Annotated in this window: 21 protein-coding genes; 11 read left to right on the top strand and 10 right to left on the bottom strand. The window is 42.6% G+C overall.

Annotated features, from left to right (window positions below; translation table 11 throughout):
• Positions 1 to 10: 10 nt before the first annotated feature.
• The 3 genes from menC to menD are packed head-to-tail and all read right to left on the bottom strand — an operon-like array spanning position 11 to position 3,623.
• Entirely contained in the window at positions 11 to 1,078 is a 1,068-nt protein-coding gene (menC, locus tag L884_RS0121390) for an o-succinylbenzoate synthase (protein ID WP_028769402.1), read from the bottom strand.
• Positions 1,079 to 1,131: 53 nt separating this feature from the next.
• On the bottom strand, positions 1,132 to 1,914 hold the full coding sequence (gene menH, locus L884_RS0121385; RefSeq protein WP_028769401.1) for a 2-succinyl-6-hydroxy-2,4-cyclohexadiene-1-carboxylate synthase: 783 nt from the start codon (positions 1,912 to 1,914) through the stop codon (positions 1,132 to 1,134).
• The gene (gene menD, locus L884_RS0121380; protein WP_028769400.1) at positions 1,914 to 3,623 is read right to left on the bottom strand and encodes a 2-succinyl-5-enolpyruvyl-6-hydroxy-3-cyclohexene-1-carboxylic-acid synthase; all 1,710 of its coding nucleotides are present in this window, start codon (positions 3,621 to 3,623) and stop codon (positions 1,914 to 1,916) included. Before menD ends, menH begins: the two co-directional genes overlap by 1 nt.
• A gap of 232 nt (positions 3,624 to 3,855) precedes the next feature.
• Here menD and L884_RS0121375 point away from each other — a divergent pair, with 232 nt between their 5' ends.
• Positions 3,856 to 4,824, top strand: coding sequence for a LysR family transcriptional regulator (locus L884_RS0121375; RefSeq protein WP_028769399.1), 969 nt, complete (start codon positions 3,856 to 3,858; stop codon positions 4,822 to 4,824).
• 100 nt (positions 4,825 to 4,924) lie between these two features.
• Here the strand turns inward: L884_RS0121375 and L884_RS0121370 are convergent, their stop codons facing one another.
• Positions 4,925 to 5,863 carry a helix-turn-helix domain-containing protein gene (locus L884_RS0121370; RefSeq protein WP_028769398.1) on the bottom strand — a complete coding sequence of 313 codons (939 nt, stop codon included), beginning with the start codon at positions 5,861 to 5,863 and terminating at the stop codon, positions 4,925 to 4,927.
• 193 nt (positions 5,864 to 6,056) lie between these two features.
• Here L884_RS0121370 and L884_RS0121365 point away from each other — a divergent pair, with 193 nt between their 5' ends.
• The 5 genes from L884_RS0121365 to L884_RS0121345 are packed head-to-tail and all read left to right on the top strand — an operon-like array spanning position 6,057 to position 12,914.
• Positions 6,057 to 7,007 (top strand): DmsE family decaheme c-type cytochrome, encoded by a 951-nt coding sequence (locus L884_RS0121365; RefSeq protein WP_028769397.1) that lies wholly within the window; start codon positions 6,057 to 6,059, stop codon positions 7,005 to 7,007.
• Positions 7,008 to 7,021: 14 nt separating this feature from the next.
• Positions 7,022 to 9,016 (top strand): MtrB/PioB family decaheme-associated outer membrane protein, encoded by a 1,995-nt coding sequence (locus L884_RS0121360; protein WP_028769396.1) that lies wholly within the window; start codon positions 7,022 to 7,024, stop codon positions 9,014 to 9,016.
• A gap of 38 nt (positions 9,017 to 9,054) precedes the next feature.
• Positions 9,055 to 11,568, top strand: a complete 2,514-nt coding sequence (locus L884_RS0121355) for a DMSO/selenate family reductase complex A subunit (RefSeq protein WP_028769395.1) — start codon at positions 9,055 to 9,057, stop codon at positions 11,566 to 11,568.
• A gap of 14 nt (positions 11,569 to 11,582) precedes the next feature.
• Positions 11,583 to 12,215 carry a DMSO/selenate family reductase complex B subunit gene (locus L884_RS0121350; RefSeq protein WP_028769394.1) on the top strand — a complete coding sequence of 211 codons (633 nt, stop codon included), beginning with the start codon at positions 11,583 to 11,585 and terminating at the stop codon, positions 12,213 to 12,215.
• Between the two features lie 42 nt (positions 12,216 to 12,257).
• Complete coding sequence (locus tag L884_RS0121345; protein WP_028769393.1) at positions 12,258 to 12,914, top strand: TorD/DmsD family molecular chaperone; 657 nt, start codon at positions 12,258 to 12,260, stop codon at positions 12,912 to 12,914.
• A 302-nt stretch (positions 12,915 to 13,216) separates the two neighbouring features.
• On the opposite strand, the gene L884_RS0121340 is transcribed toward L884_RS0121345, so the two are convergent.
• On the bottom strand, positions 13,217 to 13,525 hold the full coding sequence (locus L884_RS0121340; protein WP_028769392.1) for a cytochrome c3 family protein: 309 nt from the start codon (positions 13,523 to 13,525) through the stop codon (positions 13,217 to 13,219).
• A 196-nt stretch (positions 13,526 to 13,721) separates the two neighbouring features.
• Here L884_RS0121340 and L884_RS0121335 point away from each other — a divergent pair, with 196 nt between their 5' ends.
• Complete coding sequence (locus L884_RS0121335) at positions 13,722 to 14,678, top strand: LysR family transcriptional regulator (RefSeq protein WP_169731799.1); 957 nt, start codon at positions 13,722 to 13,724, stop codon at positions 14,676 to 14,678.
• A 51-nt stretch (positions 14,679 to 14,729) separates the two neighbouring features.
• On the opposite strand, the gene L884_RS0121330 is transcribed toward L884_RS0121335, so the two are convergent.
• Together L884_RS0121330 and L884_RS0121325 are read right to left on the bottom strand one after the other, a co-directional pair.
• A complete protein-coding gene (locus L884_RS0121330; protein WP_028769390.1) occupies positions 14,730 to 15,188 on the bottom strand; it encodes a tellurite resistance TerB family protein in 459 nt (152 codons plus the stop codon).
• 150 nt (positions 15,189 to 15,338) lie between these two features.
• Entirely contained in the window at positions 15,339 to 15,857 is a 519-nt protein-coding gene (locus tag L884_RS0121325) for a DUF2780 domain-containing protein (RefSeq protein WP_028769389.1), read from the bottom strand.
• Positions 15,858 to 16,031: 174 nt separating this feature from the next.
• On the opposite strand from L884_RS0121325, the gene L884_RS0121320 reads away from it, so the two are divergent.
• From L884_RS0121320 to L884_RS0121310, 3 genes are all read left to right on the top strand, one after another.
• Positions 16,032 to 16,766, top strand: coding sequence for a hypothetical protein (locus L884_RS0121320; protein ID WP_028769388.1), 735 nt, complete (start codon positions 16,032 to 16,034; stop codon positions 16,764 to 16,766).
• 120 nt (positions 16,767 to 16,886) lie between these two features.
• A complete protein-coding gene (locus L884_RS0121315; RefSeq protein ID WP_028769387.1) occupies positions 16,887 to 18,305 on the top strand; it encodes a DUF4145 domain-containing protein in 1,419 nt (472 codons plus the stop codon).
• Positions 18,306 to 18,505: 200 nt separating this feature from the next.
• On the top strand, positions 18,506 to 19,774 hold the full coding sequence (locus L884_RS0121310) for a hypothetical protein (RefSeq protein WP_028769386.1): 1,269 nt from the start codon (positions 18,506 to 18,508) through the stop codon (positions 19,772 to 19,774).
• A gap of 11 nt (positions 19,775 to 19,785) precedes the next feature.
• On the opposite strand, the gene L884_RS0121305 is transcribed toward L884_RS0121310, so the two are convergent.
• The gene (locus L884_RS0121305) at positions 19,786 to 20,142 is read right to left on the bottom strand and encodes a hypothetical protein (protein ID WP_028769385.1); all 357 of its coding nucleotides are present in this window, start codon (positions 20,140 to 20,142) and stop codon (positions 19,786 to 19,788) included.
• Positions 20,143 to 20,285: 143 nt separating this feature from the next.
• The gene (locus L884_RS0121300; RefSeq protein WP_028769384.1) at positions 20,286 to 21,251 is read right to left on the bottom strand and encodes a LysR substrate-binding domain-containing protein; all 966 of its coding nucleotides are present in this window, start codon (positions 21,249 to 21,251) and stop codon (positions 20,286 to 20,288) included.
• 100 nt (positions 21,252 to 21,351) lie between these two features.
• Here L884_RS0121300 and L884_RS0121295 point away from each other — a divergent pair, with 100 nt between their 5' ends.
• The gene (locus L884_RS0121295; RefSeq protein ID WP_028769383.1) at positions 21,352 to 22,554 is read left to right on the top strand and encodes a multidrug effflux MFS transporter; all 1,203 of its coding nucleotides are present in this window, start codon (positions 21,352 to 21,354) and stop codon (positions 22,552 to 22,554) included.
• Between the two features lie 92 nt (positions 22,555 to 22,646).
• On the opposite strand, the gene L884_RS0121290 is transcribed toward L884_RS0121295, so the two are convergent.
• Positions 22,647 to 23,660 (bottom strand): porin family protein, encoded by a 1,014-nt coding sequence (locus L884_RS0121290; RefSeq protein ID WP_028769382.1) that lies wholly within the window; start codon positions 23,658 to 23,660, stop codon positions 22,647 to 22,649.
• Positions 23,661 to 23,667 lie beyond the last annotated feature (7 nt).

Here is a 23,667-nt window from a genome sequence, read left to right as displayed (position 1 = left end):
CACTGCTGATTTATTTAACGCTACAGATCAAGCTTAGATCATCAAGCTGTAAACACGAGGCTTTACCTGAGCTGATGACTAAATCTTGCTGAAAGGCGGTCAGAGTATCAATGCCTGGGATCTCATCGGGTGTAAGTACTTGGGCTAATCGACTTAAGGCATCGATACCTAGGCTTGCTTCTAGGCTTGAGCTTAGAATGCAACGTACGCCATGTTCATTGGCTGTTTCAATCAGTTGTTGTAGTTTTTCAATGCTGCCAAGCAACATAGGTTTTATGATGAGTGCACTTAGTCCCGCTTGTAGTTCAAATTGATAGTCACTGCTATTTAGTGACTCATCCAGTGCCCATGGCATCTCCACCGCGTGATAGAAAGTCTGATTGTCTGCAGGGTTTTGGCACGGCTCTTCAATGTACTCAATATTGGTAAGAGGCACGCAGGCGGCAAATTCAATCGCCTGTTCTAAACTAAAACCGCGATTGGCATCTAAACGTAATTTTAGATCGGGACGAATAGCTAGAATTTGATGAATAAGCTTGATTTCACCTTCAAGGGTGTCTTGGGCAACTTTAACTTTGACTGAGTGAATATTGCGAGCAAGCCCGCTCACACGCTCGCTTACCGCAGTTAAGGGTTCATCTGCTGCACGGTAAATGAGTGGTACGCTGCGTGGTGAGGGTAAATGTCCATCAAGCTTGCCATGAAGCTTGGCGTGCAACAGGCTTAGGCCGAAAGCAACTGAAGCAAACTGAGTGCAGTAATCAAGTAGGGCGTCAGCAGGTTGCAATAACAACTCAGGTAAAGCGGCAACAAGCTGTTGTTGTACCTGCTCTAGTGTCTCTTGACTAAAACCTGTAATTGTTTGATTTAAGTTGTCTAAACCACAAAGTGGCGAGATTTCAACATGCGCCTGATAGTGGTCTTCGCCTTGGCATGCTTGGGCGCTGAGTATCAGCCCGTGTCGCTGCTCAATGCGTTGTTTACCGACGGGTAAAGGCTTATCTAAATTGATAGTGAACTGATGCAGGCTTAATTGAGTAAGGATAAGTGGCGTTGATTGCTGTTGTGTCGTTGTCATTGGCCTGCCTGCTTAGTTATTGTTATATCGGGTTGAGTGGTAGCGAATAAAGGTTAAGTCAAAAGTGTGCGTAATTGATGGCTAAATGCCTCAGGCGCCGCTAAGTGTACATTGTGGCCACTGGCGTTAATACAGTGCACTGATACAGGTTGTTGCTGTTGCCAGCTATTTGCCAGTGCTTTAAATTTGTGGTCTTGATGGCCTGCAATAAAGTGCACTGCAATGTTTAATTGCCCTGGCAGATCCCAAAGGTCATCTTGTCGTGCCAGCGATGTAGCTTGATAGCAGTTAGCTAGCGCGAGTGGCTGATTATGGCTCCGTTTTAACACTAAATTGCGTTGCTCTATATCGCTCAAATCACTAAATACAGCTTGTTGGTACCATAGTGTTAAGAACTCACATATTGGCATGTTGCTGAGTTTATTAGCCCAATTAGTGTCATTTTGTTTGCGAGCGAGTTTATCGGCTTCACTTTGTAACCCAGGGTGACAAGACTCTAACATCAAACTCAGCAGTTGCTCTGGATATAACTTGGCAATGTGCAGGGCGATACGGCCACCGAGGGAGTAGCCGACTAGGTGATAATGCTGCACATTGAGCGCAGTAAGTGTTGCGGTTACTAGTTCTGCACAGCGATTAAAGCCTGGAGTTGGCAGCATGAGGTCGGCAGCTTGCTGCTGGTTATCACCATGACCAGGCAGATCAATACTGATGCAGTAAAAGTCATCTTGTAACTGGTTGATGACTTCATTCCAATCCTGCTTGCTACCTAAAAAGCCGTGCAAAAACACTACGGCTGGAGCCTTGCTATTGCCTGAGCACTGATAACTAAGCATTAGTGCTGTTTTACCCAGCTAGCGATTTGCGCGATTTGATCACTGGCTTGGTTTTGGCTAACACTCACCTCAATGACCGAGGGGCCGGCATAGGTCATAGCGTATTCATAAGATTCAATAAAATCTTCAATAGAGTCAACTTGATTGTAGGCTAAGCCAAACATGGCAGCGCCAAAGCCAAATTCAAGGCCATGAGACAAGCGATAATAATCAGTACGTAATTGCTCGTTAGGTACTGGCAATAAGTTAAAGATGTTACCGCCGTCATTGTTGAGAATGACAATCACCAATGGGCTAGTGACACTGCGCGCAATAGCCAGAGAATTTAAATCGTGTAGCGCCGAAATGTCACCAATGATAAGGGTTGTTGGCTTTGCTTCGGCAATAGCCACACCACATGCAGTAGCGAGTAGCCCATCAATACCTGATGCGCCGCGGTTAGTAAATACGCTTGCGCTAGCAGGTGTGATTGGTGCAAACATGTCATACAATCTGACTGGTAAACTATTGCCAATAAACAATTGATGACTATCGCTTTGGCGAGTCGCGATTGCTCTAATCGTCTGCGCTTCTCCAAACTCTGCATTATCAATCTGCTGTTGATACAGGGTTTCTAACTCATCATTAAACTGCACTAAATTCAGTGCCCAGTTAGCTTGGGATGATCTTGGCCACGCCAACTTGGCAAACTGATGTGCTGCCGCGAGCCACACTTGCTTAGGTTTATGGCTCGGATCTAACCGTTGTTGCTGAGGCAGCACTTGCCAATAATCTTTCCAGTTTTGCTGGTTTAGATAGCTAATAAGACGTTTTGATAAAATACGTCCGCCAAACACTATGACCTTTTCTGCTTGAGCTAATAACGCTTGAGCTTTTGGTTGTTGTAACAGTTGGTCAATGTTGCCAATCGCCCCCGGATGCTGGCGAAGTTGTGATTGAGCATCGGTGACAATTGGCCAACCTAATTTTTGTGCGAGTAGGATCAACTCTGCACTTTGTTGTTCTGGAGCTAGCGTTGCGGCAACAATAACCCCTTTACCATGTACAAAGCGGGCAAGGGCGTCGGCAGTTGGCATATCGCCAGTATTCATCGCTGTAAATTGACTATAAGGCGTTGCCTGTTGTTGCCAGCTAGCTATCGGCGCTAGGTAACGAGAAAAGTCAGCAATAGGTTCATTTGGGTATAGTGGTTCGCGATACATACAGTTGATATGTACTGGCTGTGACTGGTTCGATACCGCATCGTCTAATAGGCTCAATAGCGCCTGCGGTGCAATATTGATATCAGGTGTTGGCAAGTTAACTTGCTTGGCATACTGAGCAAAAATAGCAGGTTGAATGATCGCTTGGTTGGCACCACAATCAATCAGTTCCGGCGGTCTGTCACCTGACAACACAATGAGTGGTACATGGGTTAACCAAGCTTCAATGATTGCTGGGTATAGATTGGCAACCGCTGTACCTGAAGTGGTAATTATCGCGACAGGCGCTTGGCTTGCTTTGGCGAGTCCTAATGCCATGAATCCTAGCCCGCGTTCGTCAAAATGCAGGTGCTGATTAAGCTTGGTTTGTTTGGCCGCAGCTAAAGTCAATGGTGTTGAGCGAGAGCCCGGAGCCATACACACATGTTTTACGCCTAGGCGGGCAAGTTCTTCTAGAATTAATGAGCCCCAAAGCAGGTTGAGTTCAGCGGTGTTTTCAGTTTGCATAAATCATTACCATATCATTGATAGCCTTAGTTTAACTCGCTTTAAGCTAAAGGAGTATGATCGCTCTAGAGTTTTGTAAGCCAACAATAAGTTTAAGCGATATCAAAAGTGTATATTTTAAGTACCTATAAATAGGTATGCGTGTGAGTTGTGTGGCAAAAACGTTTATTTTTCAGTGCTATAATGTGTATGCAATAATATAAAAACTATACAAGTTTTAGGCAGTACACGGATGCGCAAAGAATTATCTAAGTTAGATTACTTCACCCTCAAAGTTTTTGTCGGATTGATTGAGTTCAAAAATGGCTCAGTTGTGGCTCAAAAGCTGAATACGACTCAACCGAAAGTCAGCCGCGCGTTAAATACGATGCGAGAAGTATTAAACGATGAATTATTTATTAGACGGCAATATGGCGTTGAGCCGAATCTAACTGCAGATCTCTTGTACCCAATTGCGAGAAATGTGGTTCAGGGCTATGAGCAGATGGCCGACTTAACCTCAAGTAAACCATCTAAAAACCAGCTTGTTATCGCTGCGCAGGAACACTTGTCAGGTTTTCTCGTTGAGTCAATTAACCAAGTTTGTGAACAATTTGGCTTTGATATGTCTGTGAGTATTCAGCCATGGAGCGACAATGTTCAGGAGCTATTGGCTCAAGGTAAAATAGATTACGCGATTACCGTGAACTCCAAGCAGTCTGACGTGGTTAAGAATATCAAGGTTGGTGATGTTAAATACTACTTTTTAGCGGCCAGAAAGGGACACCCATTTTTTAAGCAAGAGTTGAGTTTTGCAGAGCTAATCAAGAATAAGTTGGTATTTATCAATTACTCAAAGGTGGGCTTGGTTGAGCATTGGTGTGAAACCTATGCTAAAGAGCGTCACTTACCTATTAAATTGAGTTTTAAAACAACAAGTATTGCAATGGCATTAAATCATGTTGCTAAGACTGATGATGTCTGCTGGGCTGCATCTGTGTTTGCTCATCAATTTATTAGTGCTCGTGATGATATTGAATATTTAGATGTAACTGACTTTTATGAGCGTGCTCTATACCCTGCGGGAGAGGCGCCAAAATTCGATTATTTCCTCCAGTATCACCAATCTCATGAGAGTGAGTTCTCTAAAGTGCTTACGTCGGTGCTGCAGCAAAAACTCATCAATGCTCAGTTGCAATATGAGCAGAAAAAGTTGAATTGAGAAATTAAAACCTCACAATTAATGGTTTAACCAGTATTAAATCAAAGTTAATTTAATATTAAACTAGGTTGGGGTTAATATTTCTTATTGATTGCTGTTTTTATTGGGGTTGCCTTAGCCATTCCTTGGGAGGCAGCCCTGAATTTTTAATAAATATTTTAGTTAGCTTCCCCTGATCTTTAAATCCACAGTCGTAGGCTGTTTTTTTTATATTACCTTTGTTTGAAATTAGTATTCTCTTAACATGATTAAATTTTACGGTGTCAATGAATTCATGGGGGCATAATTCTAACTCCTTTAGCCAACGTTGGAGGCTTCTTTTTGATACAGATAGATTAAATGCTAATGAAGTTAGATCTAATTCATTAATCGGTATCATGTTAGCTGCGGCAATAATTTGCTTACTAATAGACGTAGTCGATTTAGGTATATATAGATTTACTCCTTTATTTGTTTGATGTTGGTTTTTTAAAATTGTAATTACTAAATTTCCCGTTGAGAATGATGCATTTTTTACAAAGTCTAAATAAGGTTTATAGAATGCACGCTCAAAAGGGAGTTCAACCGTAATCTCATTGACTTCATTATATGATTCAGAATGAATAAGAGTGTTTATAAAACTATATAGAATAAGGTCATCAAACTTTGAGCTTGCTATCTGATTCCCTCGCTTAGCGACTAAGGTTAACGTTCTATTGTCGTCATATAACTCCCAGTCTACGCTTGCCATGTGTCCTTGATATATTTTATAGAAGCAAATGAGTCTATCGATTGGAGTTTTTTTACCTTTTAACATTGGAGAAAAATAATTTAGTGTTCTTGATTCAAAGTGCTTCACCAGCTCATAATAGAAATGATTATCATTAATCTCACTTTCTAAAGCATCAAGTATTCTTGTGAAGCATCTGATACTTACTGAATCACTATCATCTAAGTTAATAATGAAATCGAATTCTGTGGGTATGGCTATTTTTTTATTTTTGAAAAATTCAATTATTGATTTTGTTAATATTGCAGGTCTTATTTTATAGTTAATCATAGTTGCCTATTTTTTACGTTTTTAATTCTTTTATTAAGCTTCTAGAATTGTGCGGGTTAATATTGATCTCTGTCACGTTTGGCGTTAACTCGCAAATTATAAATATATTCCAAATACCAACTTTAAAATACTCTTTGTTTGATTTTATTCCTAGTTTTATAAACGTGCAGTAAGTTCAATTTAAGGTATTGATATGAAATGGTATCGGAATTATACAAGGTTTATATGTGCAACATTTGTATTAAGTGCTGCGTTAAGTGTGCAGGCTGCACCTTGGCACTCTATGAGTGCAGAAGAACTTGAAACAAAGTTAGTCGATAAATTCTCTGCAGGAAAATACTCCCAAAAGGGAGCAGACTCTTGCTTAATGTGCCACAAGAAGAATGCCAAGGTGATGGCAATTTTCGATGGTGTGCACGGACAAGTCAGTTCTCAAGAGTCACCAATGGCGGGGTTACAGTGTGAGGCCTGTCATGGTCCACAAGGTAAGCATAACAAAGGTGGCAAGGAACCGATGATCAGCTTCAATGCTGACAGTAAGTTATCAGTTACCGCACAAAATACCGTATGCCAAGGTTGCCATAACGATGCACAACAAATGGCATGGCATAACAGTACGCATAACCTAGAAGAAATAGCCTGTACTGATTGCCATGTTGTGCATAGCGCAGAAGACCCTACATTAGATCAACTCACGGTGAATAACACTTGTACCAATTGTCACGCTAAAGAAAAGGCGGACATGAGTAAGCGTTCAGCACATCCACTTAAGTGGGATCAAATGACCTGTATTGATTGTCATAACCCTCATGGTTCCATGAGTGAAAGTGCGCTTATTAACCCTTCTATTAATGGCACTTGCTACAGCTGCCATGCAGAGAAACGTGGCCCTTTCTTATGGGAGCACGCTCCAGTGACAGAAAACTGTATTACTTGCCATAACCCACACGGCAGCGTGAATGACAACCTGTTAAATAGCCGCGCCCCTCAATTGTGTCAGCAATGTCACGCTAATGATGGCCATGCAAGCAAAGTTGTTCCTGAGGCTGGAATGAACGCCTTTGGTGCCGGAGCAAGCTGTCTTAACTGCCATAGTCAAATCCACGGTTCCAATCATCCTGCAGGCAGTTTACTGCAGCGCTAACGGAGAGCAATAAGATGTCATTTAAATTGAATATGATAACGCTATCGCTATTAGCTCTGTCAGGTAACCTGATGGCCGCAGATTTTAGCGTACACAAGGCTAATACTAGTTCGGTAAATGCAGAGAAATTTAGCTGTAAACAGTGTGCATATAACAATGGTTACAGCGGAAAAATGTCTGCTTCGGCAGGTTATAACGATGTTGACGACATTCATGCAGGAAACGCACTTGGTACCGCAGAAGATGGTGCGATAGCGAGTGTTAGCGGTGATGTGAGATATCAAAGTGATTTAGGTTATCAAGCGCGTTTTCAAGCACATCAATTGGGGATGGACAATAGCTTTGCCACATTAAAAGCAGGTAAGTCTGGCCATTATTCAATGGCACTTGATTATAACAGTATCAAGACCTATCAAGCTGGAGACGTAGAAAGTCAGCTTTGGCATCACAACGGATTACTCACGCCCAGCACTAGCGTGAATCGTTTTGATTTAGCGCTTGAGCGGGAAAAATTTGCGTTTGCAGCCGATTACCAACGCGACTTTTATCAAGGTGCCATCCGTTATAGTCAAGAAGCTAAAACCGGACATCAAGCTGCGAGTTTGGTGACACCGAGCCCTGTTAATTTTGGTTTACCGGTAGATTCTACTACCAAGCAGTGGGATGCCAATATTGGCCTTAATGGCGACAACTGGTTAACTGATTTGAGTTATAGCGGAAGTTTTTATAGCAACGATATCGGTAACTTAAGCCTACCGTATCTATATGATGTTTATGCAGCCGCTCCAGATAATCAAGCCCATCAAATTACTCTATCTGGACAGTATCTTGTTAAGAGTACTGTGATGAGCGGACGCTTATCGACGGGACGAATGATCCAAGATGAGGACCTGATCCAAATGGCAGGCAACCCACTGCAAAATTGGGATGGGCAAATCGATACTCTAGATGGTCGTTTTACTGTGAGCTCTATGTTGAGCAGTCGTCTGCGGTTAGGCGGCACTATTGATTACAGTGATAGAGATAACAAGAGTACTACAGCCGAGTTTATGCAGTATGAGTTTAATGGGCTAACAGGCGCTTTTAAACAAAATACCCCGCAAGACATCACCCGTAGCACTTATAAGGTTAATGCGAGCTACCGCATCGCTAGCGGTTACCGCGCTCAAGCTGGTTACGACCGTAAAGAAGTGGAGCGTACTTACAGTGAACGCGAACAAACCAATGACGATCGTTTCTGGATTAAGCTCAATGTTCGCGCACTTGAAAACTTCAATATCGACCTTAATGCCGAGCATGCTAATCGCGGTGGTTCTAAGTATGAAGCCGATAAACTGACTTCATCAGAACAGAACGCGTTAATGCGTAAGTATTACCTTGCCGATCGCACACGTAACGCCGCTGAGTTGAAGCTGACACATACGCCTCTCGACTGGATGAGTATCGATGTGGCCACTCGCTATGCCAAAGATGATTATGACGAAACTCAAATAGGTCTGACTGAATCTGAAGATTTTGGTTACGACATTAATTTGAATTTGCACTTTGGTGAGCACATCACTGTTTACGGTTTTGCTGCGCAGCAATGGATCAACTCTGAACAGGTAGGGAGTCAGTCATTTGTTTCACCTGATTGGTCGAGTGAAATCAACGATGAGTTTATCAATCTCGGTGCAGGTGTAGCCTACGGTGGCTTGATGGAAAACAAGCTAACCCTAGGTTTGGATTATCTATTCAGTAATTCAATTAGCGACACAGATGTGAGCGCTGACCTTACGACACCATACGGTGACTATTACAGCTATAGCCATAGTGCCAACTTATATGCCGATTACGAGTTAAGTGCCCTGATGGCGCTGAAACTTAGCTATCGCTATGAACGCTATTACGACACCGACGCAGCAGTTGTCGGAATCGATTCGGTTCCAGGTCTGGTGACCTTGGGAGATATTAACCATGACTACAACGCACACCAAGTGATGTTGTCGTTTACCTATAAATTGCGCTAAGACGCGGTACGGGACAAACCCAGTAAGAGGATATATCAATGGAACGTAGAAGTTTTTTGAAAGCCAGTGCTGCATTAGGCTGCGCCGCAACAATAACGGGCTGTAAAACCAGCTCTGATGATGCCAACGTAGTGCCACCAAAGCCGCCTGTTGTTGAGGAGGTACAAACTTGGTCAGCATGTTTAGTTAACTGTGGTTCTAACTGCCCAGTAAAAGTATTTAGCAGTGACGGGGTTATTACTCGTGTCGAAACAGATCATGAGACGACAGATGAGTATGGTGTAAATCATCAGATCCGTGCTTGTGCTCGAGGACGTTCACTAAAACAGCGCACATATGCACCAGATAGATTAAAAACACCAATGAAACGAGTAGGTAAACGTGGAGAAGGAAAATTTGTTCCAATCAGCTGGGATGAAGCTGCATCTACGATTGCCTCGGAGTTACAGCGTATTGCTAGTGAATATGGGAATAAATCGATTCTCAAGCATTATGGTACAGGGGCTTACTATGGTTTCTCTAGTTCGGCATGCTTTAATCGTATCCTTAATTTAAATGGCGGCTTTTTAAATATATACGGTAACTATTCCTGGGCACAACAAAATGAAGCGGCTGCGGCAACGGGGTTTAGTAGTACCTCAGGTTCAAATTTATTAGCGCTTAAAGACAGTGATCTATTTATTGGTTTAGGTTACAACCCAAGTGAAATGCGGCAATCGGGATCCGGTGAAGGATATGACTTTTTGAATGCGTTGCAATCAAATAATAATCTTGAAGTCATCATGATCGACCCTCGCTATACAGACTCTATGGTGGGTAAAGAAGATCAATGGTTAGCTATTCGTCCCGGAACTGACGCAGCATTTGCTGAAGCTGTTGCCTATGAAATGATCAGCTCTGGTTGGGTAGATAAACACTCTAAAGCGTTCTTAGATAAGTTTTGTGTTGGTTATGATAAAGCCTCATTAGAACAACTGATTACTGATTTTAAAGCGAGTGGTGATGACAGCAAACTGCAGTATATTCCGTATATTAAGCCTGAAGATAACTATAAAGATTATATTCTAGGGGAGGGGAAGTTTGTTGACAAGGGAGCAAGAACCCCGCAGTGGGCTGCTAAAGTCTGTGGTATTCCTGAAGCAAAAATAAAGGCAATAGCAGCTAAAATCATGAATGCTCGCGCGCCGTTTATTGTTACAGGTGCAGGTGTAAACCGGCATGCAAACGGCGAACAAGCAATGCGTGCATGTTACATGTTGTCTTTTCTTACCGGTAAAGTTGGCCAACCAGGCGTAAGTAATGGGGCTTTACCACAACAAGGTAGCTTGAGTCGTAGTGGCTTATCTGGTTTAGCTAATCCAGTAAAAGAGCAAATTTCTTTCTTCACATGGGCGGAAGCTATCGAACGTGGTCATGAGATGACGGCGCGTAACGACGGAGTGCGCAAAACAGAAGACCTCGATACACCGTTAGGTGCTGACGTAAAGGCGATTTTCGCTATCAATAGTAACGCGTTGATTAACCAACATTCAGATTGCAATGGCACCGCTAAAATCCTTGAAGATGATAATAAGTGCGAATTAATCGTGGTGTGCGATTGTTGGATGACACCATCAGCTAAATTTGCCGATATCCTACTGCCAGATACAAGTTGGTTAGAGTCGAATGATCTGGTGAATGATAGCTATGCCTCGGGGATTATGGGTTATCTAGTAGCGATGAAAGCAGGAATTGAGCCACTTTGGGAATGTAAGTCAATGTATGACATGTGCGCATTGATTGCAGAGAAAATGGGTAAGTTGGGTGAATATACAGAAGGTAAAGATGAAGCCGCTTGGTTGGAGGAATTGTATCAAAAAACACGTACTTACTCTAACAATGCTAATGCTGAACCGGCATTGCCAGCGACTTACGCTGAAGCCCAAGATATAGGAGTTTTTAGAGCGTTTAACGGTACAGCTAAACTTGCGCTTGATAGTTATATCAACGGTGGCAAGGCACTAGGTACGCCGTCTGGTAAAGTTGAGATCTATTCATTATCTATGGCGTTGAAAGGTACGGAATGGAATTTCAATGACAAAGTTAAAGGAGATTACATTACTGCTATCCCTCAATATCAACAGACTTGGGAAGGTTATGAAGACGAGGACACCAAAGAAGATTACCCATTACAACTAGTCGGTTTTCACACCAAAGGTAGAACACATTCTAGCTATCACAACGTGCCTTGGTTGCGTGAAGCGGTAGAAGATGCAGTTTGGATGAACCCTATTGATGCTCAAGCTCGTGGACTTACTCAAGGCGTGAAGGTTCAAGTGTGGAATGATCGTGGAACTATCGAGTTACCAGTTAGAGTCACCCCAAGGGTTGCCCCTGGCGTTGCAGCATTAGGGCAAGGAGCATGGTATCAACCAGATACAAACCGTACTGGGCCATCAGGGCATATTGTTGATGTAGGCGGATGTATTAATACTCTTACACGATACCAGCCAAGCCCTCTTGCTAAAGGTAATCCGCAACATACTAACCGTGTACAAATAGCTAAAGCTTGATGGAGTGATTGAAAATGACTGAACAAACTCAATATGGTTTTTACGTAGATACTAGCAAGTGCACGGGTTGCAAGGCTTGCCATGTAAGTTGTAAGGATAGAAAAGATTTGCCTGTTGGTGTGAACTGGCGTCGAGTTTATGAGTACGGTGGTGGTCAATGGGCAACTAATGCCGATGGTAGTTTTGAGCAGAATGTTTATAGCTATTATGCCTCTATTGGCTGTAACCATTGCAGTGAACCGGTTTGCGTTAAAGCTTGTCCTACAGGGGCGATGCATAAGCGCCGTGAAGATGGGTTAGTGCATGTGACGACAGAACTATGCATTGGCTGTAATAGTTGCGCTAAAGCGTGCCCTTATGATGCACCACAACTAGATCCTGATAGAAAAGTAATGACCAAGTGTGATGGTTGTTTTGAACGCCTAGCTGAAGGGAAAAACCCAAGTTGTGTTGATTCCTGCCCATTAAGAGCAATCGACTTTGACACTATGGAAAACCTTATTGCCAAATATGGTGATGGTGATGGCCATATTGCGCCACTACCACCAGAAAGTATTACTTCGCCTAACTTGATCATTAAGGCAAATAAACATGGTCAACCAGCTGCTGGTGGCCAAGGTGAAATCTTAAACTTTGCAGAAGTGTAAGAATGATCAGGCGCCTCCGGGCGCCTTTTTGAGGGGCAGTTAATGGTAACCGTTTCAACAGATAAGTTTCTTGAACTCCAAGCTATAGCACGATTACTGCACAATACTTTGTTATTTTATCCAACTCTGCAGAGTATGGATTACTTTATTGAACATGATATTGCTATGCAGTGGCCTAGTATGGGGGACCCATCAGCAGACAGTGCTAAGTCATTGTTATATAGCTATTTGTCTCACTGGGGGAGTGAACAGATTAATGAACTAAAGTTAGATTATGGCCAATTGTTTTTTGGGCCATCGGAGCCTAAAGCTATGCCTTGGGGATCGGTATACTTGTGTGAACAGCAATTAATCAATGATGAATCAACAGTTGCGTTGATGCAGCTGTATAAACAATATGGTATTGCCTTTACCTTAGAATATAACCAACCTATTGATCATATCGCCCTGTTTTACGGTGTAATTGCAGAGCTCTTAGGTCAGCTAATTGATAGACCTGATAATGAACAAGCTTCAGTGGTGTTGATGATCATTTTACAGCAGCACTTATTGCCTTGGTCAAGCCGTTGTTTAACCTTGGCAAATCAACATGCTGAAACTGACTTTTATAAGGCAATTGCTTTACTTGCATTGGCATTTGAAGCGCAATTGGCACAAGCCATGAACGTAATTCCATTGTCAAAGCGTCTTTTTAAGTAAAGTGGTTTTTATCGATTACACAACTCATAAATAAGGCTGCTTATGAATAAGTGGCCTTATTATATATTGCTATATGAAGACTTAGTTATCTACATAAGGGGTTTTGTAATTGCATGTTTTAAATATGAAAAATACTGTGACAGAGAGAACAGTTATTTCTCCTTTAACTATATGAATGACTAAAACTAGTTTATTTTATCAGCAGCGCTAGATAGTTCTTGGTGATTGCTGTTTAGAGAATGAGAAAGGAAGAAGGCCCGCGTCTGATGAGGGGCGCGAACCTTGCAGGGACTGGTAAGAGATTATTCGTTATCTTTTTCTTGCTCGTATTGCTCCATGTTCATCATACGTGCGAGATCTTCTGGCGTGTGATGACAAAGGCCGCAATCTTTCTCCAATGTCTTCTGACTTGGAAGCACTGGAGGTAAGTCGTCGCCATCTTTCCATCGATGACAATCCATGCAGCTGACAGCATCGATATGGACTTCAGTTTCGATCCATACATGCGCTGGTGTTTGTTGCCATTTTTCGTCATGACACTCATTACAGCTATCAAGGGCAGAGGCATTCAAACTAACAAATAGAAGCAGTAAGCACGTAACTTTTTTCATATCATCTTCCTTATAAGGTGATGAATTTATTGTTTTTGTTGTAAATCACTTATCTATATCCGGCATTCTACCTAGAATTCTTGATATTGTATTTTTGTTGTGTAGGAATTGCCGATAACAGCAATATTTTCACTTTGAAGAAAATATAATTTCAATAATTAAAAATAGCACTATGGCTAGGTTAAACAGGGTGTTGATGATGATAGACGTCGATGTGAAGGCGTTAGCTGTGTTTAAATCTGTTTATGAAACAGGTTGTTGTGGTGAAACATCGCGCTTGTTTCAAATTTCTAATTCTAAAGTAACACGCTATTTGTCGAGTTTAAGAGAGTATTATCAAGATTCTTTATTTATTAGAAAAAAAGAAGGTTTTATTCCAACTGCTCGTGCTAAAGCGATTTACCCTAAAGTGTGTGAGATCACCGATCTATTAGCAAAAATCAGTATTGATGAGTCCTGCTCTAAACCAAAAAAAGAGTGCACCATTGCTGTTCCACCAACCTTTTCTGTTGGATTGCCAGAGTTTATTGATAGTGAGCTTGAAAGCTGTATTTTAAGTACTTCTACTCATATTAAACATATGCGGCCACAAACTTGTGAAGATATGTTGCAAGGCGGCATGTGTTTAGCCGTTATTCAAGATGACGACGCCCGCATACAAGAATCGTTAACACGTCACAAGTCAACGCTAATGGCAACGCCTATAGGCACTGGTCAGTTTGTTTATATTGTCGCCAATGAAGAGCATCCTATTTGGTTTAGTGGGCTTACTTTAGCGGATATTGCTGCTTATCCGTTTATTGTTACGGCGATTGAGGGCTTTAATGATGTGCAAGATCCGTTTGAAGTTTATTGCGAGCAACATGGGCTGACTTTAAGTTCAGTATACAAAACTCATAGCCTTGCAGGCTTGATTACCCGCTTGCGCAGTAGTGATGCTATTTCGTTTCTGGGGACTCGCTGTGCGGCCGAATTTATCGACATGGTGCACGGTTTAAAAGCCGTAAAAATGGAATCGCAGCAATATGAGTTATTACACTCTGTACTGCGTAAACCAAGTTATTCATTACTATCCCGTCGAGATCATGCGTGTAATTGTCCAGCTGGGTTTGTCGAAGGTATTAAGAACTTTATTTCTGAGCAGATAACTTAGTAATTTACTTACCACAATATCTTTTAATTAAAGATACGTCGTTATTTGTGGCTAACTTTTTTGGTTTTGTTCCATGGCTATATTACGCATTTGAATCAGCTCGCTATGCCGTAAGTAAAACAGTTCTGCGGTACGACGAATGATTTGATCTTCATATTGGCACAGGTGACCATCGGCGTAAGCTAATTGCCACATAGCAAGAATGAGTTGTTGTTTTTGATCAATATTAAAATTGTCGTTGATTGCTTGGGTAAACTCATACAAAGAGGTCGATTTTTGTTGTGATTTTTTCGCGTCAGTAATCAAGTTTTGTACATCAGCGTTGTCAAGATTGAGGGTTGTGGTTAGTAGCGTGGGAAGAAGTTCCGCTTCTTTCTCTGACATATTCTCATCGGCCATGACCACTTCGATAAGCAGGCTTGCGGCTGCAAGGTTTAAATGTTCTGCACGCTCTTCGTCAGATAATGGTGTCTCCGGGTTACCAAAAAACTGTTTCAGTTTTGCCAGCATAGGGACTCCTCAGTAGGTAAGCTCGATTGTTGTCTATGTAGTTTAGAGTGATTTTTGTTGATTGAGTTCCACTTTGTGGTGTTGCATAAGGCCAAAAGCACTAAGTGCAGCTGGCCCTTTGTGTTGTTTACCTATAACTCGCTTATCAAATTACAATATTGAGTTTAGGCCTTTCATTAATAAATCAGAAGTGCCGGCACTGCCGTTGGTGTCTAGGTAGCCTTTGACGATATCGATCATAGGTGCTGCCAACTCTTTTGAAATCCCAAGTTTTTCAAAAGCATCATAAACCATCGCGCCACCTTGTAATGACTCACCGAATCCGCCAGCTTTTGAAAGGAGTCCCGACATACCTGAGTCACTATCTAGCTCTGGTACTGCCTCTAGAAGGCCATCTATCCCAGGAATAGAGTCAGCAATAGCGCTAAAATCATTGCTGCTAAGTGAGCTTTGCGCTAACGATAATAAGCTGCCTAATCCACCTTCAGCTTGGGTTTGGCTTAGCCCAAGTTGCGACATAACATTGCCCACCAGATCACTCGATTGAGCTTGTTGTGCAGGTTGTTTGTAGCTAGAAGTCACTTGGCCTAATTGATCTAAGATCCCGGCACTAGCGGGAGCAGATACGAGTGCAATGATGGCAAGCAAACATGCTGTTGTAAGTTTCATTGTGGCTATCCTTAGTAGTTGGTATTGAGCCTAGTCTAGCGTTTTTAACAATCTGTTTGCATTTTTTTGTGTTTTTCGATGCCTGATTAGGTGATTTCCATTGTGCATTCACCTGTAAACTTGGGTATCCTTAGCATAACTCATGAATTTGAATTTTATCTATTGGAACCCCCTATGCCACTGTCAGACATATTGACTCAAGCTTCTAACTTTTTTAAGAATAATATTAGTCAGTTAGCATTTTTATTTGTGCCGATTTTATTTGTGCAAGTGGGCATTCAATTATGGCTAAGTTTAGAGATCAGTAGTGCAGATCTTGAAAACCCGCAATTTGGTACTAGCCATATGGTGGCAATGATGGTGCTGTTGCTGGTATTTTCATTTTTGATTGCTGCACTGACATTATTTTTGGAGATCCGCTCTCAAGGTCATAGCCCAAGTAACGGCATGATCCTCAAGACTAGCTTTAATTTTGTGCCTGCTTTATTGCTTGCTGGTGTGTTCTCTGGCCTTGCGGTACTCGCACCGGTATTTATTTTAATGGCGGTAAACCCAATGCTGGGGATTATTGGTTTAGTTGCTTCAGTTTATCTATTTGCCCGCCTTGCATTTGTGAACTTTATGGTGGTAGTGGAAAGGCTGACACCTTTAGAAGCCATTAAGCGCAGCTTTAGTTTTAGTGGGCCGATTGCATTTAAAACCATGGCGATTTTCTTGCTTTATATTCCGTTATCGCTATTTGGCGGTGTGCTAGCGCAACTGACTGAGCTAGGCGGTATCCCGTTAAAGTTAATTGGCGATGTGGTTGTGGCGTTTTTTGGCTTGTTTGTTAACGTTGCATTGTTCCGTTTGTATATGGTGTCACGGCCAACGCCAGCATCACCAGGTAATATTGAAAGCGAAGAATAACAGCGAGCTATACACGAGTTGTAGGTAACTTAGTGGCGAGTTTACTTTTATCGCGACTAAGTTGCTTACACAGCCGATGAGTTCGCGATCCTGTTTAGGTTGTGATTAGAGGTAGAAGTCTTGTTGAACGATATCGAGTTCGTCAATCTGTTTTCAGTTGAATTGGGTGAAGATTACCGCAAGGCCAAAAGTTACGTCAAAGATGTACCGACTCAGGCTTTACTGCATGTTCGCAGCTTTAGTCATAAGCTGACAAGTTTGCTTGCTGAGCCTAAGCAAATCCGTTTTGAGAGTCCTAATTTATACGATCGTATAGAACAACTTAATCAACGCCGAGTCATCGACGTTAAAACAACGCGCGCATTACATAAGCTTAGAGCTGATGGTAACCGCGGGGCTCATCCTGAAAAATATCACCTTACTCCTGAGCAATTACAGCAACTAAGCGAGCGTGCCATTAAGCAACTTTTAGCGCTGGTGGAATCGCTATTTTCTGTGGTGACTAAGCAAGATAAACCTGAGTTTTATTTTGAAGAGCCCAACTCACTTGCCGGACGAGATCTATGTTATCGGGCAGTGATGGAGCGTGATCCTGAGTCTCAGTATCTAGTGGGTATGTCATTAAAGACTCGGGCTTTAATGCAGCGTGAACAGGAACTAGCGTTACAAGGTAGTGCTGAAGAGGTTGTTGAAGATCGCTCAACAGCTTCACTTAAACAGGCCAGTTATTGGTTTGCTCAGGCTCAAGATAAAGATCTTAATGCCCTGTATGAACATGGTGTATCACTGATCCATGGTTATAGTGGTGAAACCAATGTCGAAGCCGGTGAGCGCGCTATTGCTAAGGCGGCTGATGCTGGTATTGCCAATGCAATGGCGTTACTCGGTTATTTTTATTTGGTTGGTACTAAGCAATTTGCTGTCGACCTTGAGCTGGCTGAGAATTATTTAGCACAAGCCGCCAAACTTGAGCAGTCAGAGGCCATGGCTAATCTCGGAGTGCTTTACTATCAGCAGCAAGATCTCAACAAAGCTTATAAGTACATTAGCCGAGCTGCCAAAGCAGGGTTTCCTCATGCGCAATATCATCTGGCGTTGATGCTCGCTCGTGGAGAGGGCTGCGTACAAGATAACGTCAAGTCTACTCATTGGATGGCAGAAGCCGCCGAGCAAGGGCAACTTGATGCCATGTTTTCTCGCGCTCAAAGTATGCTGCATGAAGACTCTGTATTGGGGCAGGATTTAACGCAAGCAGAAGCGTATTTACGCGAAGTGATTAAGTACGGCCATAGTGTGCCAGCAATGATAGAGCTGAGTATTGCACTTGCAGACGGAATTTTGGGTCGTATTGATGTGGTATCTGCTGCGGCGCTACTAAAAATGGCACGTGAACGAGCCACTCAAGCTGAGCTTGATGTGCTTATTCCGCTGTGGCGCTCATTGCTGCAACAGGTTGATGCTGTGCTTGCGGTAACAACCTCTAAAGATGAGATCATATCGCTTAATAAGGCGGCGGAGTTACTGTCAGAGCCAACATAAGTCAGAACTAATAACCAACAGGTCATTCGCTTATTGGTATTAACAGTCTTTTACACGAATTATTTTCATGATAATCGGTATTAGCTAGGCTCCACCTAAGTTGGCGCCTTCTTTGTTAGTTCAGCAAAATCGATTTTAATAATTGTATAATGTATACTCTTTGCTGTGTAGATTTGTTAATCGATAAGCAAGGAGTGCATTTGCCATATCTCAACTCTGAAGAAGCTTTAGCCCCTGAAGCGCAAGAACAGTTATTAAATCAATTTGCTGAGCATTATGTTCGTTTGGTATTGGCTGTGGGTCAGCACGATATCTATTACGTTGATGCATACTACGGGCCTGAGCAGTGGCAAAAGGACACCTATTGGCAACCGCTTTCAGAGTTATTATTGCTACAGCAGGCAGGCGTTAGCGAGCTTGCTGCCATTGTAGACAAGCTTACTAAGCCAGAGCTTATTACACGTGCTGATTTCTTAGAGCAACAATGGGCGTCGATTGGGGCTTATATCAATGTTTTACAGGGCAATAAGTTTGGCTTTTGCGCTGAAGCATCGGCTTTATATGATGTACCTGCGACGGCCAACTTGTTTGGTAAAGGTCTACCCCATCAGCAACAGCTATTAGCAGAAATTGATAATTTACTCCCCGGAGAAGGCACATTATCAGTGCGCTTTAATCAATTCAAATCACAATTTATTGTGCCAAAAGATAAAGCTGCAGCAGTCTTTACTGCAGCGGTTGAAGTTGCGCGGCAAATAACCCGCACTCATATGCAGTTGCCAGCTGATGAGAGCTTTGAAATTGAATATGTTAACGACAAAGTATGGACAGCTTATAACTGGTACAAAGGTAACAGCCACAGTTTAATCCAGCTAAATCAAGATCAACCGCTAGGTATAGAGCGCTATTTAGAGCTCGCTTCCCATGAGGGCTATCCCGGCCATCATGTATTTAATCTGTTGCAAGAACGACAGTTAGTCGATGCCAGGGGGTGGCTAGAATACGCCATCTACCCTTTATATAGCCCGATATCCTACTTATCAGAAGGTAGCGCTAACTATGCGTTGAGTCTGATCATGTCAGATGAACAGATCTTGACCTTTGAACAAGACGTGCTGATGCCGCTAGCAGGTTTAAAAGGAGATTTAGCACTGTTTCATAAAGTATTAAAGTTGGTAAAGCAGTTAACTTATTATGAAAACTATGTCTGTCAGCAACTGACAGATAATCTTATTGATGCAGAGACTGCAGAGCAGATGTTGATTGAAGGTGCGTTATACCCAGAGGCTCGTGCACAGCAACGGGTACAGTTTTTCTTACATAACCGATCTTATGTGATGAATTACAATGTGGGTGAAGATGCTGTAGCTGCTTGGGTGGGATCTAAGGCAAGCAGCCAAGCTGAAAAATGGGCGCGTTTTGAGGCGTTACTATCTCGGCCTCTCAACGCGTCAGAGCTGCAGTTGTAATTGATGTTGAATTACACCGGCTCGTTTGGGTTGTGCTCAAATGTGCGGCCTTGGCGAGGGGCGGTTGTTTTAGACTCTTTGAACACATTGTTGTTGAAAGGCGTTTCTTCAAATTGAGCGCCTTGAAACTGTTCGCTATAAAACTCTTGATTAGCTTGCTGCTTTTGAAAGCGTGCAAGTTGGCGTTTTAAAAATACTCTGCCAAATAGGCTTAATGCGATAAAAGTAATTGCGCCAAATAGTAGTAAAAACGGTAATGCAACCAAGGCTAGCGTCATAAAAGCTAGGCCGATGGCGAATGCTAACCAACCACGGGTACCAGAAAAACGGTTTAGCAGTGGGTTATGTTGAAATTGGCTATAAATCATATGTTCTCCCAAATATCTTGGTATTAGCTTACATGAATAAGATGAATGCAGGCTGAATCATTTGTATCTATTCATGTTGCTCAGATAATCATCTTGCCGATTATTGTTGCTAAGATCACGTTAATTAAGCTTCATCTTAGTTGTTAAGGCTTAGCCGCAAAAGCGTTGGCTACGCTCTCGCAAATAATCTCTTTTACCCACTTATGCCCGGGATCATCGCTATTACGTTCGTGCCACAGTAATACATAAGCGAGTGGAATAAATTCAAACGGTAGTGGCAGTTCTACCAGTGGATAAAGCTTCTGCGCATGCTGGGCAAAACTCGATGGTAAGGTAAAGATTAGATCGCTATGGGCACATACGCTAGCAGCGCCATAAAAGTCAGGCACAATCGTACTCAGCTGGCGGTGGTGTCCTAATTCAGCTAGATGATAATCGAGCGCCCACCAATCATTGCCCTCACAGCGCACTTGTACATGTGACATCTCAAGATAAACATTCAAATCCCAATGGCCCGCTTCTATGGCCGATAGAATGGGATGATTTTGGCGCACAAGGCACACTTGATGATCGGTAAAAAGTGTTTGATGAGCAATTCCTTCAGGCAGTCTGTCGACCTGAAAAGCAGCTTGAGGATGCAGTTCTCGGCCAGAGATCCCAAAGTCGATCTGTCCTTGTTGCAGTGCTTGGATCGAGTGTTCATTCCAGACAAAACTTTCAAGTTTTAAATTTGGCGCGCGATTAAGCAAAGTACCGATAAAGTAAGGGATTAGAGTTTCATAAGCACTCTCCACCATCGCAAATGCAAATTGGCGAGTGCTATTATGTGGCGTAAAGCTTGGCGGCAAGGTTAATTGATATAAACCTTGTAAGCTGTGCGGCAGCATTTTGCCTAGTTGTACCGCGTGAGCAGTGGGCTTTAGTCCATGGGCAGTACGTAAAAATAGTGGGTCACCTAAGGTTTCTCGTAAACGGTTTAAACTTTTACTTAAAGCTGACTGACTCACGTGTAAGCGGCTCGCGGCACGAGTGACACTTTGCTCTTCAATAAGCACTTGTAAAATAACTAACAAGTTTAAGTCGATGCGGGCAAGATTATCGAGTTTCAAAGATATTCCTCAGTGGAAATTCATTCTGGAAATAATATCATTTCTATTCATACCATAGATTGACTACTATAACGCTGTTTTCCAAATACAGAGAAAGATAATGCGCCGTAGTTTGTTACCCATTTTATTGCCACTAGTGATTTTAAGCCCCTTGGCGATAGATATTTACCTTCCTTCTATGCCAACGATGGCTGCCGAATTTTCGGTGTCTGCTAGCGAGATCCAATCAACCTTAGTGTTATTTCTTTTCGCAATGGGTACCGGCCAACTATTGATTGGGCCACTTGCTGATCGCTTCGGCCGCCGTCCAGTCGCATTAGGCGGTATTGTGTTTTACATCATTAGCAGTGTGCTAGCCGCAATTGCCGCAGAGTTCCATTGGTTGCAGATAGCCCGAGTCATGCAAGGTTTAGCGGCATGTTCAACTTCAATCGTGGTGTTTAGTGCTGTGCGAGACTGCTTTTCACCTAAAGAAGGCGCGCGCTATTACAGCTATCTAAACGGTATGATCTGCATTATTCCTGCCCTAGCACCTACCCTAGGGGGCATGCTGGCATTGCAGTTTGGTTGGCGTTCAAACTTCATTTTCATGGCGCTTTATGGCTTGATTATTCTGGCATTAGTAGTATTCCGTCTACCTGAAACACGCCCACAAAATACAGTGAGTGATGGGCCACTTTATCGCTGGGCTCGTTATAAGCCGGTGATCTCTGAACCGCACTTTGTTTTTTATGCATTGGCATGTATGGCTGGTATGGCGGCAATCATCAGCTATGTATCTTATGCACCGGTTTGGCTGATTGGTCACCTTGGCGTATCTGAATTAGTATTTAGTGGCCTATTTGGCTTAAATGCTGCCGTTAATATTATTGCCTGTTTTGCAGCTCCATTGGTGATTAAAAAGCTGGGTAATCGACCAACAGTGATAACTGCGCTCGGTTTGATGCTAGCCTCGGCATTAGCACAAGTTGTGGTACAAGTCGTGGGGCCGCAAGCGGGACTCATGGCTGCTTATAGCTACATGTTGCCTATGATGTTGCTGTGTATAGGTTTTGCATTATTACTTGGCCCTGCAACGAGTATGGCGCTGTCAGCATTTGGCGAAAGAGCGGGTACCGCAACGGCAATGTTAGGCTTTATTCAAATGAGTGGTGCTTCGTTAATTGCAGCGTTAATTCAACAAACTAGTTTGTCTGCACCTTATGCCGTGGCGTTGCTAATGGGTGGTTTGTCTAGCCTATTACTCATGGTTATGGCGATGCGAAAACTCGATCATTGGCATCAAGAGCAGCACGCCTACTAAGCTGCAACTGCTCTAAATGATTCACCCTAAGCCTGCATAGATTAACCACCTATGTGGGCTTTTTATATTAATTGGTATTATTTACTGACTAATTAGAAACGAGCGTTGACGCCTAAGCGGAAAAATACCCCATCTGGCGAATCGCCGTCATCATTAAACGGTTTAGCTACAGATGCTGTGGCAGCAAATGCATCAGAGAATTGCCACCAATATGCTGTATTTAGGCTGTAAATACTTTGACTATCATTGTCGTCATATTGGTAAATGGCATCGTCTGGGGAGTGAACTGATGTGGCTTGTCTATCATGCTTTTGCCATGAGTACTGCGCGCCAAAAGACCATGACTTGGTAAGATAAAAGTCTGCAGAGATACTGACAAGATGATTATCGCTACTTGAGTCATAAAGAGAGTGACCTAAAGATGTATCCTCTCCAATGTAATGATAGAAACTGTCTTTTTCATCTGTTTGGGTATATTGCCAAACACCAGCGAGTTCTATGCCGGTAAATGATTCCATCGCAACAAAGCTACGCGCCTCTACGCCGTATGTTTTTGCATCATAATCAGTGGCTTGTTTGTAAACCAGCCCGCTGCTGAATACATAGGGTTCATTTGAACGATCGTAGCTGTCACTAGCACTGCTATTTGCATAATAAATAGAGACTTCTGAGGTATCGTTAAAGTAATAACCAAGGTTGAACTGATAGCTGTTCAAGCTTCTGTCTAAGCTTGAATATTGGTTGTCGTCATCGCTTTTGGCATACATAGCACCAATAAACCACTTTGAGTCAAAAACATATGTGCCGTCTACGTGGTAAACCTTACTTTCATTAATCACATCGGTTTGCGCATAACGGGCACCGATATTTGATGATTGTGCTAACACGCCATTTAAAGCGTAAGGGCCATGTTCAACGCTTACTGGGGTAAAGTAATAACGGTAACCGAGATCCCAAATGCCATCACCAAAGTCATCGCTATAAGTACCTAGGGCAATATCTATTTGGTGTTGATAGTTGTGTGATTGTTTATCAGTTTGTTGTGCGAGAGCGCACTGAGCTGTGAGGCTTGAAAGTAGCGCTAAAGTAAGTAGGCCTTTTTTCATTTTCTTC

This window comes from Shewanella fidelis ATCC BAA-318 (genome assembly GCF_000518605.1).
Taxonomy (GTDB): Bacteria; Pseudomonadota; Gammaproteobacteria; order Enterobacterales; family Shewanellaceae; genus Shewanella; species Shewanella fidelis.
Note: the sequence above shows the minus strand (reverse complement) of the source record. Positions and strands in the feature narration are given on the sequence as shown.